At 60.1% G+C, this 13,523-nt stretch carries 15 protein-coding genes; 12 read left to right on the plus strand and 3 right to left on the minus strand.

Annotated elements, in window-relative coordinates; translation table 11 throughout:
- The first annotated feature begins 58 nt into the window (after positions 1 to 58).
- The 10 genes from RVY79_RS12185 to RVY79_RS12230 all read left to right on the plus strand — a co-directional run bounded on the left by RVY79_RS12185 (position 59) and on the right by RVY79_RS12230 (position 7,406).
- Entirely contained in the window at positions 59 to 829 is a 771-nt protein-coding gene (locus tag RVY79_RS12185) for a FadR/GntR family transcriptional regulator (RefSeq protein WP_247619459.1), read from the plus strand.
- 7 nt (positions 830 to 836) lie between these two features.
- Positions 837 to 1,823 carry a TRAP transporter substrate-binding protein gene (locus RVY79_RS12190; RefSeq protein ID WP_317464466.1) on the plus strand — a complete coding sequence of 329 codons (987 nt, stop codon included), beginning with the start codon at positions 837 to 839 and terminating at the stop codon, positions 1,821 to 1,823.
- A gap of 65 nt (positions 1,824 to 1,888) precedes the next feature.
- Complete coding sequence (locus RVY79_RS12195) at positions 1,889 to 2,356, plus strand: TRAP transporter small permease (RefSeq protein ID WP_247619461.1); 468 nt, start codon at positions 1,889 to 1,891, stop codon at positions 2,354 to 2,356.
- A 9-nt stretch (positions 2,357 to 2,365) separates the two neighbouring features.
- Complete coding sequence (locus RVY79_RS12200) at positions 2,366 to 3,640, plus strand: TRAP transporter large permease (RefSeq protein ID WP_317464467.1); 1,275 nt, start codon at positions 2,366 to 2,368, stop codon at positions 3,638 to 3,640.
- A gap of 21 nt (positions 3,641 to 3,661) precedes the next feature.
- Complete coding sequence (rpiB, locus tag RVY79_RS12205; RefSeq protein ID WP_280542407.1) at positions 3,662 to 4,108, plus strand: ribose 5-phosphate isomerase B; 447 nt, start codon at positions 3,662 to 3,664, stop codon at positions 4,106 to 4,108.
- 267 nt (positions 4,109 to 4,375) lie between these two features.
- Entirely contained in the window at positions 4,376 to 6,031 is a 1,656-nt protein-coding gene (locus RVY79_RS12210) for a GGDEF domain-containing protein (RefSeq protein ID WP_317464469.1), read from the plus strand.
- 84 nt (positions 6,032 to 6,115) lie between these two features.
- Positions 6,116 to 6,592, plus strand: a complete 477-nt coding sequence (locus RVY79_RS12215; protein ID WP_317464471.1) for an NYN domain-containing protein — start codon at positions 6,116 to 6,118, stop codon at positions 6,590 to 6,592.
- A 207-nt stretch (positions 6,593 to 6,799) separates the two neighbouring features.
- Entirely contained in the window at positions 6,800 to 6,991 is a 192-nt protein-coding gene (locus RVY79_RS12220; RefSeq protein ID WP_317464472.1) for a zeta toxin family protein, read from the plus strand.
- Positions 6,992 to 7,002: 11 nt separating this feature from the next.
- The gene (locus tag RVY79_RS12225; protein ID WP_317464474.1) at positions 7,003 to 7,260 is read left to right on the plus strand and encodes a hypothetical protein; all 258 of its coding nucleotides are present in this window, start codon (positions 7,003 to 7,005) and stop codon (positions 7,258 to 7,260) included.
- Positions 7,257 to 7,406: a hypothetical protein gene (locus RVY79_RS12230; protein ID WP_166638253.1), complete on the plus strand. Its 150-nt coding sequence runs from the start codon at positions 7,257 to 7,259 to the stop codon at positions 7,404 to 7,406. Before RVY79_RS12225 ends, RVY79_RS12230 begins: the two co-directional genes overlap by 4 nt.
- A 152-nt stretch (positions 7,407 to 7,558) precedes the next feature.
- Here the strand turns inward: RVY79_RS12230 and RVY79_RS12235 are convergent, their stop codons facing one another.
- Both RVY79_RS12235 and RVY79_RS12240 read right to left on the minus strand, forming a co-directional pair.
- Positions 7,559 to 7,708 (minus strand): hypothetical protein, encoded by a 150-nt coding sequence (locus tag RVY79_RS12235; protein WP_317464476.1) that lies wholly within the window; start codon positions 7,706 to 7,708, stop codon positions 7,559 to 7,561.
- Entirely contained in the window at positions 7,705 to 9,213 is a 1,509-nt protein-coding gene (locus RVY79_RS12240) for a DUF2252 domain-containing protein (RefSeq protein ID WP_317464477.1), read from the minus strand. Before RVY79_RS12240 ends, RVY79_RS12235 begins: the two co-directional genes overlap by 4 nt.
- A 308-nt stretch (positions 9,214 to 9,521) precedes the next feature.
- On the opposite strand from RVY79_RS12240, the gene RVY79_RS12245 reads away from it, so the two are divergent.
- The gene (locus RVY79_RS12245) at positions 9,522 to 11,237 is read left to right on the plus strand and encodes a mechanosensitive ion channel family protein (RefSeq protein ID WP_317464478.1); all 1,716 of its coding nucleotides are present in this window, start codon (positions 9,522 to 9,524) and stop codon (positions 11,235 to 11,237) included.
- A 61-nt stretch (positions 11,238 to 11,298) separates the two neighbouring features.
- On the opposite strand, the gene RVY79_RS12250 is transcribed toward RVY79_RS12245, so the two are convergent.
- A complete protein-coding gene (locus RVY79_RS12250) occupies positions 11,299 to 11,958 on the minus strand; it encodes a GntR family transcriptional regulator (RefSeq protein WP_317464479.1) in 660 nt (219 codons plus the stop codon).
- 188 nt (positions 11,959 to 12,146) lie between these two features.
- Between RVY79_RS12250 and RVY79_RS12255 the strand changes: the two genes are divergently transcribed.
- The gene (locus RVY79_RS12255) at positions 12,147 to 13,514 is read left to right on the plus strand and encodes a glutamine synthetase family protein (RefSeq protein WP_317464481.1); all 1,368 of its coding nucleotides are present in this window, start codon (positions 12,147 to 12,149) and stop codon (positions 13,512 to 13,514) included.
- The last annotated feature ends 9 nt before the right edge of the window (positions 13,515 to 13,523 follow it).

A 13,523-nucleotide genomic window follows, 5' to 3' on the forward strand; every position in this document is an offset into this window, starting at 1 on the left:
CAGTTTGAGCAACGTAGGCGTGTCATTGGTGCCAAGAGGTAAGACCAGAGGAGGATGCATGGCTGAGGAGACGGCCCGAGGGAAGGGTGAGGAACTGCGCGGCGCCGAGAAGGTATTCGGCTATTTCCGCGATCAGGTCCTTTCGGGGGCGCTGAGCCCCGGGGATCGCCTGCCCAGCGAGCGTGAACTGTCGCTGACCCTGGGAGTGGGGCGGCCGTTGCTGCGCGAGGTCATGCGGTCGCTCAACATGCTGGGCGTACTCGACATCCGCCATGGCAAGGGGGCTTTCATCGCCCGCGCCAACTTCGGGATGCTGTCGGATTTCTTCACCTTTTATCTGGCCCAGGAGCAGAGCGCGCTCGATGACGTCATGCAGGCCCGTATCGCCATCGAGTGTCAGGCCATCCGCCTCGCCTGCGAGAGAGCCACGGATGCTGACATCTCCCGCATCGAGACGTGCTTCACGCAGTTGACGGAGACAGTGGACGATCCGGAGCTGGGCGGTCGCTCGGATTATGAGTTCCACATCGCCATCGTGGAGGCGAGCCACAGCCAGACATTGATCACCCTCTACCACGCCATCTCCAACATGCTGCTGAAAAGTCACGTCGAGCGGCGAAGAACGACCGCGAACGCACCCGAGATCATCGAGAGCCATATCGATTCCCACCGCCAGGTGTTCTTGGCAATCGTCGAGGGCGATGGCGACCTGGCCCACCAGAGGCTCCGCGAACACTTCGCGATAGGCGACGAACTGCGCCGGCGAAGCATCATTGCTGCCCATACCAAGGGCAGCGCCAGCACGTACTCAACCGACAAATATAAGTGAGGCACGCATGTTCACGAGAATCGGCATGGGAGTGGCCACGGCGGCATTGGCGCTGGGCCTGAGCACCACGGCATCCGCTGAAACCCTGCGCTACGCCCACGTGGGGGCGGAAGGCGACCTTCAAACCCGTTACGCGGCCGAAGCCGCCAAAGAGATCAACGACGCGACCGACGGCAACATCTCGGTTCAGGTCTTTCCCGCCAGCCAGCTAGGTGGCGTGGCCGAAATGGTGGATGGGGTACGCATGGGGTCCATCGGCATGGGCCATCATGACTTTGCCTCGCTGGCTCGGATCGTGCCGGAGGCGGCTGTCTTCAATGCTCCGTACGTCTATCGCGATGCCGAACATGCCCTGAACGCGACAGCGCCGGAGTCGCCGGCAGTACAGAAAATCAATCAGCAGCTGATCGAAGAGGGTGGCGTTCGCATCATCGGCAGGATTTACCGGGGCAAGCGCCACATTTCTTCCAACTTCGCGGTCAAGTCGCCGGAAGATCTCGACAACAAGCCTTTCCGGGCCGTGCCGCTGGATCTCTGGGTTTCCATGGTCAAGGGCTTTGGCGCCACGCCGACACCCGTCGCGGTCTCGGAGCTGCCCACGGCACTGATGACCGGGCTGGTGGTCGGCCAGGAAAACCCGCTGACCATGATCAACGCCAACCAGTTGTACGAAGTCCAGTCGCATGTCTCGCTCACCGGCCACATGGATTCCGTGTTGGCGGTCTTCGTGAACGAGCAGGCATGGCAGTCGCTGGATGAGTCGGATCGCAGCGCCATCAAGAAGGTGCTCGACGAGAAGGCAGAACAGTCGCTGCAGTGGGCAGAAAGCTCGGAAGACGAGCTGGTGCAGACACTGACGGACAAGGGCATGACGGTGCTGGACGAGGACGACGGGCTGGACGTGGAAGCCTTCCGCGAGCAGGTGCGGGCCCAGGTCGACCAGGACTTTCCGAACTTCAAACCCTACATCGACATGATCTCGAAGGTCGAGTGAGTTAGCGCCAGGAGCCCCGGAATGGGGCTCCTTGGCGAATGGTTCGTCAGTAAAGGAGTGTCGGCATGCATCTAGTCAGGAGGCTGCTTGAAGGGTTATGCGCCTTGTTGCTGGCGGGGATCGTGCTGGTCCCGCTGGCGCAAGTCATCCTGCGGCAAGTCTTCACCAGCCCGATGGTCGGGGCGGAGGAGTTCACCCGCTTCTTGCTGGTCTGTCTGGTCTTCATGGCTTATCCGTTGGTGGTCGACAACGGCGAGAACATCGTCATGGCCGAGCTTCGAGAGTCGTTGCCGACATGGCTGCGCGGGCCCGTGAAGGTGGTGATTCTATTGTGCACGATCGCGGCCAGCGCCTTTATCGCCTATGCCACGGTCATCACTATGCAAGCGAACCTCGGCAATACCACGCCGACCCTCAAGATTCCGTTCTGGCTGTTTTTGGGATCGACATTGCTCGGGTTTAGTGCCGCATGCCTGTTGCATATCGTCCATGGCAACAAGCCACCCGCCGCTGACGTCGGACCCAACCAATAAGGGGTAATCATGGGCATTGCCTTGATCATCGGCTTCCTGGCCCTGTTCATTCTGGGGTTCCCGGTCGTTTATTCCATTCTGATTCCCTCCATTGGCTATGTGCTGATCGAGGGCTTTCCCAGCGGTCTACTGGCCCAACGCATCACCTATGCACTCGACAGTTTTCCCCTGGTGGCCGTGCCGATCTTCATATTCGTGGGCAACATCATGAACCTGGCGGGCGTGACCGAGCGCATCTTTCGTTTCGCCGATACGCTGGTGGGCCGGGTGCCGGGCGGGCTGGCACAGGTCAATATCTTCTCCAGCCTGATCTTTTCGGGGATGTCCGGCGCGGCGTTGGCCGACGTCGGCGGGCTGGGCAAGATCGAAATCGAGGCCATGCGCAAGCGTGGCTTTGCGGCGCCTTTTTCCGCTGCCGTCACGGCCTCGTCGGCGGTCGTGGGGCCGATCTTTCCGCCGAGCATTCCTCTGATCGTCTATGGCTCGGTGACCAGCGTCTCCATCGTGCAGCTGTTGATTGCAGGCATTGTGCCGGCGCTGATCTGCATCGCGTTGCTGATGGCGACGGCAGCCGTGCTGGCGCTGCGTGGCAACATGCCCCGTGCGGCACGCCGGCCCACCCTGGGGGAAATCTTGTCGGCACTGCTGCCGGCGCTACCGGCGTTGCTGGCGCCGGTCCTGATGATCGCGGGGATGATGAGCGGTCTGTTCACCCCGACCGAAGCGGCGGCGGTCACGGCCGGTTATGTGCTGCTGGTCAGCGGGGTGGTGTACCGGGAACTGACCTGGGCGCACTTGTGGAATGCCATGATGGTCACGCTTCGCAGTACCAGTGCCATCTTGATCATCGTCGCCGCTGCCTCGTTGTTTGGGTGGATTCTGGCCGTCGAGCAGATTCCCCAGGAATTCGCCGGCTGGATCCTGCAGGTCTCGAAGGATCCGCTGGTACTGCTGTTGATCGCCAACCTGATCTTCTTTGCGGTGGGCATGTTCCTTGATTCCACCACTGCCACGCTGCTGGTGGTGCCGGTGATTGCACCGCCCATGGTGCTGGCCGGTGTCGACCCCGTGCACCTGGGCATCGTGGCGATCTTCAATCTGATGATCGGCCTGCTGACGCCGCCCATGGGACTGTCGTTGTACCTGATTTCGTCGATTGCCAGAATATCGCTGCGCCAGCTGCTGTGGGCGCTGATTCCCTTCTATGTGCCGCTGCTGACGACGCTGGCCATTATCACGTTTGCCTCGGACCTGGTGCTCTGGTTGCCCGGCATGCTTCGCTAAACAAAAACTTGGAGTAGATATATGAAGATCGTCATAGGCTCGGATCATGCGGGCTACAGGCTCAAGGCCTCGGTGGTGGAATACGTGGAATCGCTCGGCCATGAGGTGGTCGACGTGGGGTCACACGATGACACCCCGGTGGATTTCCCCGATATTGCGAAGCAGATGGCCGGCAAGGTGACGAGTGGCGAGGCGGCCCGGGGCTTGATGGTTTGCGGTACCGGCGTCGGCGCCTCCATTGCCGCCAACAAGATTCGCGGCATTCGCGCTGCGGTGTGCCATGACATCCACTCGGCGCACCAGTGCGTCGAGCACGATGACGTCAACGTGATGTGCATCGGTGCACAGATCGTCGGCCCCTGGCTGGCCAACGACCTTATCAAGGCTTATCTCGAAGCCGAATTTTCCACCAGCGAGGAGTTTCGACGGCGAGTGGAAAAGCTGCATGCCATGGAGAACGAAGGTTAGGACCACAATCGATAGGGTAACGAGGTCGCCTAGAGCCGGTTAGGCGCTGGTGGGCCATCGTGAAAGATTGAATCCCCTACGGGTTGCGATTTCCCGTGCTTATCGATGTACCCATTTAGAGGTTTAAACGCGCCTCGCGCGGCGCGTCAAATCAGCAACTTGTGCGTAAGAAACCCTCGAGGCCGGGCATGAATCCAGCGCCTGTTATTGGTAGGGGCAATGCATCGCGTTTAACATGGCACAATTACAATCTCCAAGCCTTGCCCAATGCTCACAGCTAGTCTTCGTAGCTATTTAACCCTGTGGTTCGCCGGACTCTCCCTGCTTACGCTGCTGATCGTCGGTGTCTATGTGGGTGATATCGCCACCGAGCAAGCGGAGCAAGCGAGTGGCAGTGTGCTGTCGAACGCTGCCAGATCGACAGCTGCGCTGTTGGGCATACAGCTGCGGGAACGCCAGCAGGAAATCCGTCTGCTTAGTCGTGAGCCCCATCTGGTGCAGGGCGACCTCGACGATCCCGACATATTGCGGTCGCTGGAGTTACGCAGTGAGTCTCGTGCCGAATACGCCTGGATGGGCGTTGCCGATACCAACGGGCGTGTGCGTCAAGCGGTAGATGGTCTGTTGCTGAATCAGTCGGTGAAAGCCCGCCCCTGGTTCCAGGCCGGATTGCACGGTCCCTATACGGATGACCCTCACGAAGCTGTGCTGCTGGCCAAAATGCTGCCGTCCAACGCCAACGGCGAGCCCCTGCGCTTCATTGATTTCGCCGCGCCTATCATCGATGGCGACGGCCGGGTCATCGGTGTCCTGGGCGCGCATGCCCACTGGCGCTGGGTGACGTCGATCGTCGAATCCGCCACGTTGCAGACCGAAACGACGCCTAGCATGCAGGTGCTGATCGTCAATCAACGCGGCCTGATCCTGTACCCCGAACAACTTGCCGGGCAGCAGCAAAGTGTGCCCCAGGACACCGCCAAGGGACCGGCCTGGTCAGTGGACGAGGAGTACGTGAGCAGCGTCGCGCCTGTGCCGATGCCGCCCGATTCAGCCCTGTCCTGGTCAATCGTGGTTCGCCAGCCCTTGGCGACCGCCTTGCAGCCTGCACATACTCTGCTCTATAAGCTGCTGGGATTGGGTGTGCTTGCCGCGCTTCTCTTTGTCGCAGCGGCTTATTATCTGGCACGAAACCTCAGCCGGCCGGTCGAGCAATTGGCAGGAGCTGCCAGGCAGGTACAAGCCCATCGAACCGGCGTGTCTTTCCCACTGCACCACCCCGTGCTGGAAATTGCGCAATTGGGCCAGTCCTTGCAAAGCATGACCGAGTCTCTGCTGGGCAAGGAACGGGAGCTGCAGGATGCCAATGCGTGCCTGGAAGCCACCGTCGCGCAGCGTACCGCAGCACTCACGCAAGCCAATGCCGAGCTGCTGCAACTGGCCACCCATGATTCGCTCACCGGAGTCTATAACCGAGGGTATCTGGACGAGAAGCTGGAAGAGTGCAGGCTGCTTTTCAAGCGAACGAACCATGGCTTCGCCTTGCTGTTGATCGACGCCGACCACTTCAAGCGCATCAACGATACCTATGGCCATGCCACGGGGGACGACGTATTGGTCCAACTTGCCCAACTGATACAGCTCAATACTCGCGAAACGGACTTCGTGGCGCGTTATGGCGGCGAAGAGTTCGCCGTGGTGTTGCCGCATAGTGAAGGCGAGCAAGGCCCGCAGGTGCTTGCCCAGAAAATCTGTGCCAGCATCGCCGCCGCCACGTTCGATGTGGTCGGGAAAATAACAGTCAGCATCGGGGTGGCGCTGGCACATGCATCCGACCCCGATGCTGTGACGCTGATCAATCGCGCCGATCAGCAGCTCTATAAGGCGAAACAGTCGGGCAGGAATCAGGTAGCTTTCGCTGAATGATGTTCAGCGGAATCTTCACCATAAGTGGGTTCTTGCTTGTGTGATATCGTTTTTCTTTCACTGCCTGCCGGGGATCTCCTTGTCATGACACGTGTCGCCATCTTCGTGGATACCCAGAACGTCTATTACACCGTGCGTGACACCTACGGCAAACACTTCGATTATCGTCGGTTCTGGGCGAAAGTGACCGCCAACCGGGAGGTGCTGACCGCCCGCTGCTATGCCACCGACAAGGGCGATGCCAAGCAACGTGAGTTCCAGAATATCCTCCGATCGATCGGCTTCGAAGTTAAGCTCAAGCCTTTTATTCAGCGCGCGGATGGCTCTGCCAAGGGCGACTGGGACGTGGGTATCACGCTTGATGCGATCGAGTACGCGGCGCTCGCGGACGTCGTGGTCCTGGTCTCCGGCGATGGCGATTTCGATCTTTTAGTGCAGAAAATTCGTGAGGTGCATGGCAAACGCGTCGAGGTCTACGGCGTGCCGCAGCTCACGGCGGCCTCCCTCATCGAGGCCGCGAGCCAGTTCATTCCAATCGAGGGCGACCTGCTGCTGGGGTGAGGCGCTGATGCTGAGTTGCCGGATCCGTCGGAGAATTGGTCAGGAGAACGCGCGTCAACTCGCAGCGGGAGCAGCAAGCCATCTGCTGCTATTGCGTGGGAGATTGAAGCACTGCCTGGCATTATCCAGTAGTTTTGGAAAAGCTAGTCGAGAAGTCGGGTGGCCTTTTGCCGATAAGAGGGATGCCTCGCACTTTTGGAGACGTGTATGGTCGACGAAGAAAAGATCATAGCCAATGCGGTTGCGTTTGCCAGGCGTAATAAGAAGTGGATCGCACGTGAACGAACGGACACGAGACGATACGAATCTGAAGAGCGGCCTATCTCGATCTTCATGGCGGGCTCACCCGGAGCGGGAAAGACCGAGATCGCCAAGGAATATGTTGCCGCCCTCGATTAGCGTGGCAGTTCGTGTGCAGCCGCGAAAAGGTCGAAGGGCGCCATATCCCGCTCGAAGGCTTCATTCGGCAATTTCTGGATGTTCAGGAAGTGGTGAGCCGGATCAAACGGGATTTTGGCGAGCAAGTCGTCCTGGACATGATCATAAAGAACACGGATGGCACGAATCAGCACTGGGAGTCAGATATCGACTCGATTGATGCTTACCTGCCTGAGCGCTACACTTGTGAGCAGTTGGAAAGCCTGCTGACAGGCGAGGATGAAACATGAAAGATCGAATCGCGAAATCGACCCCGTTGACGCAGTTTGCGCGCCATACGACCGCTGAACAGAAGCAGGCGATGCGCAAGAAGGTCATCGACAATGCCATTGCTCGTCAGAAGCGTGTCCTTGAGCAGGCGAAGGAGCAGCACTGACGGACCATTGCGCTAGTCCCATCGTGAGATGAACATCATAGGAACTCGTCCGTTGGCGGGTTCTTTTTTTGGTGCGCCAGGCATGCGTGTAGCGCTTTGATGGCGTTGTTTCTCTGAGTGCTTAAATTTCTCATTTGGAAAACCAGTTGATCTTAGCCCTCGCGATCCCGGTCATACCGATCTTCGAGCGGAAACGGCGGCAACCAGTGTTCACGCCGAATGGTCCATAGCTCATAGGTCGGACTGAATTGATCGGGTGCATCGAGCGTGCCCAGATGCACTTCGATCTCGCCGTCACTCACCGATGCACGATATCCAGATGCGTGAACGCGCCTCGGGCATGATCTTCGCGGAATAGCCCATGGTCGCGGCGTACGCGGTCGGCGGCTTCCGTGGCGAACTCCATGATATCTTCGGCAAACAGTGCCGGTGGCCCGATGGCGTTGATGATCGCGGGTTCGATGTCGTAGTCGAGCTTGCCGGATTCGTCGGAGAGGGCGTGCACGCTGGCGAGCACGCGTCCACAGATGCCGGCGTAAGTCTTCCAGTCGCTCTTGGAAAGATCGTCGAGATCGATATCGTCGCGAAACGGCGCGCGCTCGCGCGATAGGTAGCTGTGGCCCTCGAACTCGACATGGCCGTAGAAGACGTCGCCGCGTATCAGGTGCACGGCCTGGGCATGGCTGATGCGCTCGGCGAGCGTGTCCATTTCGTAGGCGGAGGGCGGCACCAGGCCGGCCAGGGCCGAGCGTCGGGCCTGCTTGTACTCGATGATCAGGTCGTCCGTGCCGTCGCGCTCGGGGCCCTCGATCAGTACGTAGTAGCGATTGAGTCCCAGCGAGGCGGTGCCCTGGCCACGGCGCAGCGCCACGTCCTTCACGCGCATGCCATGCTCATCTCGCCCCCGGGCGCGTGCCGGCACCTCGATCTCGTTCTCCTTGACCAGCCGGTCGGTGATCGCCTGGAATTCGTCGCGGCGCGACGAGATCGGCACCAGTTTCTTGGTCGGACGGAAGCCGCTTCGCGTCTCGTTGAGATAGTCGTCGGCGAGCCACTCGTCGCGGTCTTCATCGGCGTCCTCGAACAGCTTGCGGATGAGCGTCGGGGCGTTGTCGTAACGCATCTCTTCGTCCTGCTCGGTGCCTTCGTGGGCCAGCCGCGCCATTTCCTCGATGTAGCCCTGAACGAAGTGACGCACGATCTTGATCTGCTGCTTGCGCTTGAGCTCGCCTTCGGTCTGGGAAGCGATCATGAAACCGACCGCGCCACGCTTGATATCCCAGGTGAACGGAGCGTAGTAGGCCTCGTCGAAATCGTTGACCGAGAAGATCGGCACGTTGTCGGCGTTGGGCATGACGCCGAAATTGCCGGGGTGAACGTCGCCGAGCGCGAGCACGGTGGGCATCCAGACATCGTCGCCGGCCATGTCGCGATAGAAAAGCAGCGCCGTGCCGCGAAAGAACGAAAATAGCGAGTCCGAGAGCTGGTCGAACTTGGCGCTGGCCTCCTCTGAGCCGTCCGCGATGCGCATCCTATGATCCTCGCGCAGCGTCTGACGCACGTGCCGGCGTCGCTCGAAACCGGTCAAGGCGCGTGGGCGTAGCACGAATTCTCCACCAGCCACGGCTTCTGCCAGACGTTTGAAGGTGTCAAAACGTGTCGCCACCACCGGGGCGGCCTCCTCGAACGGTTGGCGTTCGAGCGCCGCCGCCAGTTCTGCCTTGCTCATCGACGAACGCCCCGCGATCTCTTGCTGTTGGGCTTGCTCGTACAGCGCCTTGCGCGTCGGTTCCGATTCCCGGCTCATGAATACCCCTTGCCTGTCTTGGCTGCGCTTGATGTCGATAGGTCCTTGCAGACTAGCATGTATGACTTGGGTGGCTGGTGCATGTGTTCGCCGCCGCTCGGCGCCTTATTTATCAGGCACATCACTGTTTCCCCTATGCCCAAATGCCGGCCATCGAGGAATGAAAACTGGACGCGGCGTTCGCCGGTGCGCTGTACTGCGAGCAACCACTAACGTGATGGCCTTTTACGGATAAAGGCCCGGCCGGGTCGGGATGATCCGGTGGTAGGTGGAAGACATGGATGACCCACTGAATCGGTAAGGGACGTATGAAGAAACATGGTGCATGGCAACTGTGGCTGATGGCGGCAGTGGTTTTCATTTTTTCCAGCCTATGTATGGCACAAACGCCGGACGACGAGAGCGCTGATACGCGCTGGTTCTCCGTCGATTCGCTGAACGCGGGGCTGGGTGAGGTCCCCAAGGCGGTCAAACGTATGACGCCACGGGAGGCGATTCGTAGCTTCCTGACACTGACCGAGAATGAGGACTTCGCGGCGGCGGCGCATATCCTCAACCTTTCCGAGCTATCCCCGGCGGAGCAGCGAGAGCGAGGGGGCCAGTTGGCCAGGCAACTGGCGGAGGTTCTCAAACGTGGCGAATGGCTCAAGGTTTCTAGCCTTCCTGGACGCCAGGATGCTGCCATCGAGGATCCCACGGGCCAGCATCCCCAGACAGGAGAGCCCCGACGCAACCTCAAACTGGCATCGCTCACCGCCAAGGGTGAACCCTATGACATCCGTCTGGGCCGTTATCGGGTGGGTGATGAGACGCCGGCCTGGTTGGTCATGCCGGACAGTGTTTCGTCGGTGCCGTTGCTTTACGAGGAATATGGCCCCTTGATGTTTGAGGCGTATATTCCGGAGCGCTTCAAGGCGTCGCTTGGAGTGCTCCGAATCTGGGAATGGATCGCCATTCCAGTTTTTCTGTTGCTGGTGGGGCTGATGGGGGGGTGGATCCATCATCTGGTCGGGGTGGTGACACGCTGGCTGCCTTCCGGCTCGCCCAGCATCTTTGTCGGTCGAATCAAGGCGCCCGTGGCACTCGTCGTCATGTCACTGGTCACCCAGGCGGTGCTCGACTACGTGGTGTCTTTCTCGGCCGTGGCGACCACGTCTTTCCGGGTGCTGCTGATCGTCATTCTGGCTTGGAGTGGCGGTACGATCGCGCTGCGATTCGTCGACACCCTCATGCTGCAAGTAACCCGGCGCCTCATCGGGCAGATCGATGACACCAAGCCCCAAGACGAGCGTAAGTTCTTGACGACACTCTACGCGTTGCGACGCATCATCATCCTGATCACGGTGACTGCTGTTTCGATCTATGTGCTGAGTCAGATTCAGCTATTCGAGACGCTGGGGGTTACCTTGCTGGCCTCGGCCAGCGTCTTGGCGGTACTGGTGGGTATCGCCGGCCAGACGGTACTCGGCAATATCCTTTCTTCGTTTCAGCTGTCGTTGGCCAAGCCCATACGCATCGGCGACCTGGTGGTCTTTGAAGACCAATGGTGCTATGTGGAGGGTATCTTTTATACCTACATCCGCTTGAGGGTCTGGAATGATCGGCGTTTGATCGTGCCAGTCACGTATTTCGTCTCCAGGCCCTTCGAAAACCTGTCGATCAAGAGCACCAAGGAGTTTAGAAGCCTGGAGCTGATCCTCCATTTGAGCGCCGACATCCAATGCCTCAGGGAGAAGTTCCTGGAGTACGCACAAGAAGAAGAGAACGTCATCGAACACCACAAGCTTTCTTGTTACGTGACGGGGCAAACCGAGCGGGCGCAGACGGTCGTTTGCTACCTGATGACGTCGGATCCTTTCGCCGGCTGGGTCGCTGAAATGAATGTTCGGGAGAAATTAATGGCCTTCATCCGGGATAACCATCCCGAGTGGTGGCCGCGTGAGGTGACGGCCATTAGTGAATACGATGTGACGCTAGTCGAAAAGCCGGGGCACTCGCCCGGCCACGGCGGTGGGGCGTCTTGATGGGGCCTCTTGATAGAGGCTCTTTGATAGGGACGCTTTATAGGGACTTACCAGGTGGTCGTTATTCCAGCAGCAGCATGCCTTGTTCGATGTCTGCGGCAATCGCCTGACAGAACGCCGAGCGATCGTCATGTCTGAGCGCCTGGGTCACTTCGCGATGATAATCGTCGGCGATGCTCGATGCCCCCCAGCGCGTGCAGATGTAGCGCATGCTGGGGCCGTATTGCAGCCAGAGTATTTCGACCAATGGCAACAACACCTGCGATTGGCTTAGACGGTAGATATGGAAGTGAAACTGGTAATTACCCCGCATGTAACTGACCAGATCGCCCTGGGCGATGGCGGTGTTGATCCGCTCATCAATCCGTTCCAGGGCCTCGATGTCGGTATCGGCGATATTGGCGAAGGCCTGACGTGAAACCTCGGTTTCCAGGTTCTTTCTCGCGAACAAGATTTCATGAAACCGGTCATGGCTCAGTTCGGGAACGATGATCTTGCGACTGTCGGAGAATACCAGTGCTCCTTCCGTGACCAGCCAGCGCAACGCCTCCCGTGATGGCATGGCACTGGTGCCGTATTCCGCGGCGATACGCCGGATCGAGATCACCTCACCTGGCGTGAAGTCTCCTTCGCATAATCGCACGCGCAGCGCCCGGTGCAGACGGGTCGAGGCAGTATCGGGTGAAAACGCATCGCGATGGGCGGTTCGTTCCGTGGTCATGCCGTTTGCCATTGTCATTTCGCTTATTACAGGGGCGACGGTGCCGGCGAGGCTCTACGACCTATCTTAACTCAGTTGGGCGATCACGACTGCCATGCGTGCCTTGTGAGCCTTGCAGGCCTCTGCTAGTGTGATCACACGCGTGTGATCACACTATTCTCAGAACAATACACTATCGAGATCGATCCATGACGCAATCATCTTCGCAACGCGCTCCCAGTCCCGAGTGCTCCCGGCTAGACGCTACCAGCAAGCGGGTCGACGTGCTCTGTGTCGACATGAATGGTATTCCGCGTGGCAAATGGGTGCCCGCCGCCCAGTTCGACAAGGTGCTGGCCGGGCAGATCCGCCTGCCGCTTTCGACGCAGTCGCTGGATATCTGGGGCGAGGACAACGACGCCCTCACCGGGCTATCGCAATCCATCGGCGACCCGGATGGCGTCTGCCACGCCGATGAACGCACCTTGTCGCCACTACCGTGGGCCAATGGCCACCAGATTCTCACCACCCTGCACGACCTGGATGGGACGCCAAGTTTCATGGACCCGCGCGCCATCCTCGCCGCCGTGGTCGAGCGCTTTCGCCAGCACGGCTGGACGCCGGTGGTGGCCATCGAGCTGGAGTTCTACCTGCTCGACGCCGACGAACGGCAGGCGCTGAAGCCGATGCCACCCGCCTCGCTGTGTCCCGGCGGCGTGCCCAAGGGCTTGCAGCTCTATGAAATGGACGCGATGGAATCGTTAGGTGAGGTGCTTGATACCATTCGCGCCTTTGCCGACGCCCAGCAGGTGCCCGCAGACACGCTGATCGCCGAGTTCGGTCCCGGCCAGTTCGAGGTCAATCTGTGGCACCGCCCGGACGCTTTGGCCGCCGCCGACGATGCGCTTTACTTCAAGCGCCTCGTTGCCCAGGCCGCCAAGTGCCACGGTCTGTCCAGCACCTTCATGGCCAAGCCCTACACCGAGCAGGCCGGCTCCGGCATGCACTTGCATGTCAGCGTGCTCGACGAGGCCGGGAACAACATCCTGGATGAAGCCAACGGCGCCGGGCATCTCGAAGTCGCCATCGGCGGCGTGATGCACAGCCTGCTCGACGCCCAGGCGATCTTTGCCCCCCACGCCAATTCCTACCGGCGCTTTCAGCCGGACTGCTTCGCACCGATCGAGTGCAACTGGGGTCGCGACCATCGCGGCGCGGCGGTGCGCGTACCGGAATGGCGCGGTGCCGGCGCGCGGCTGGAACATCGCGTGGCTGGCGCCGATGCCAATCCTTACCTGGTGGCCGCGGCGCTGCTCGGCGGTGTCCTGCAGGGTCTGGAGCAGCGCACCGCACCGCCGCCGGCCATCGAGGACGATGCCAGTTCACCACAGCGCCCCGAGTGTCTCAGCCATGATTGGCTCGCCGCCATCGAGCGCTTCGCCGCCTCGCCGGCCATGGCCGACATCCTCGGCACCGAGTACCGCGATCTCTACGCCAAGGTGAAACGGCACGAGGCCCAGCGCCTGCTGGCCATGGTCACCGACATCGATCGCCAGACTTACCTCACCCGGCTCTAAGGAGAAGAC

The sequence above is a fragment of the Chromohalobacter sp. HP20-39 genome (assembly GCF_033052815.1).
Classification (GTDB): Bacteria; Pseudomonadota; Gammaproteobacteria; order Pseudomonadales; family Halomonadaceae; genus Chromohalobacter.

Excerpts from the sequence above, each read along its gene's own strand:
- RVY79_RS12215 (WP_317464471.1), top strand. The coding sequence starts at position 6,116 with ATGACACGTGTCGCCATCTTCGTGGATACCCAGAACGTCTATTACACC.
- RVY79_RS12230 (WP_166638253.1), top strand. The coding sequence starts at position 7,257 with ATGAAAGATCGAATCGCGAAATCGACCCCGTTGACGCAGTTTGCGCGC.
- RVY79_RS12185 (WP_247619459.1), top strand. The coding sequence starts at position 59 with ATGGCTGAGGAGACGGCCCGAGGGAAGGGTGAGGAACTGCGCGGCGCC.
- RVY79_RS12190 (WP_317464466.1), top strand. The coding sequence starts at position 837 with ATGTTCACGAGAATCGGCATGGGAGTGGCCACGGCGGCATTGGCGCTG.
- RVY79_RS12220 (WP_317464472.1), top strand. The coding sequence starts at position 6,800 with ATGGTCGACGAAGAAAAGATCATAGCCAATGCGGTTGCGTTTGCCAGG.
- RVY79_RS12210 (WP_317464469.1), top strand. The coding sequence starts at position 4,376 with ATGCTCACAGCTAGTCTTCGTAGCTATTTAACCCTGTGGTTCGCCGGA.
- RVY79_RS12200 (WP_317464467.1), top strand. The coding sequence starts at position 2,366 with ATGGGCATTGCCTTGATCATCGGCTTCCTGGCCCTGTTCATTCTGGGG.
- RVY79_RS12240 (WP_317464477.1), bottom strand. The coding sequence starts at position 9,213 with ATGAGCCGGGAATCGGAACCGACGCGCAAGGCGCTGTACGAGCAAGCC.
- RVY79_RS12195 (WP_247619461.1), top strand. The coding sequence starts at position 1,889 with ATGCATCTAGTCAGGAGGCTGCTTGAAGGGTTATGCGCCTTGTTGCTG.
- rpiB (WP_280542407.1), top strand. The coding sequence starts at position 3,662 with ATGAAGATCGTCATAGGCTCGGATCATGCGGGCTACAGGCTCAAGGCC.
- RVY79_RS12255 (WP_317464481.1), top strand. The coding sequence starts at position 12,147 with ATGACGCAATCATCTTCGCAACGCGCTCCCAGTCCCGAGTGCTCCCGG.
- RVY79_RS12245 (WP_317464478.1), top strand. The coding sequence starts at position 9,522 with ATGAAGAAACATGGTGCATGGCAACTGTGGCTGATGGCGGCAGTGGTT.
- RVY79_RS12250 (WP_317464479.1), bottom strand. The coding sequence starts at position 11,958 with ATGACCACGGAACGAACCGCCCATCGCGATGCGTTTTCACCCGATACT.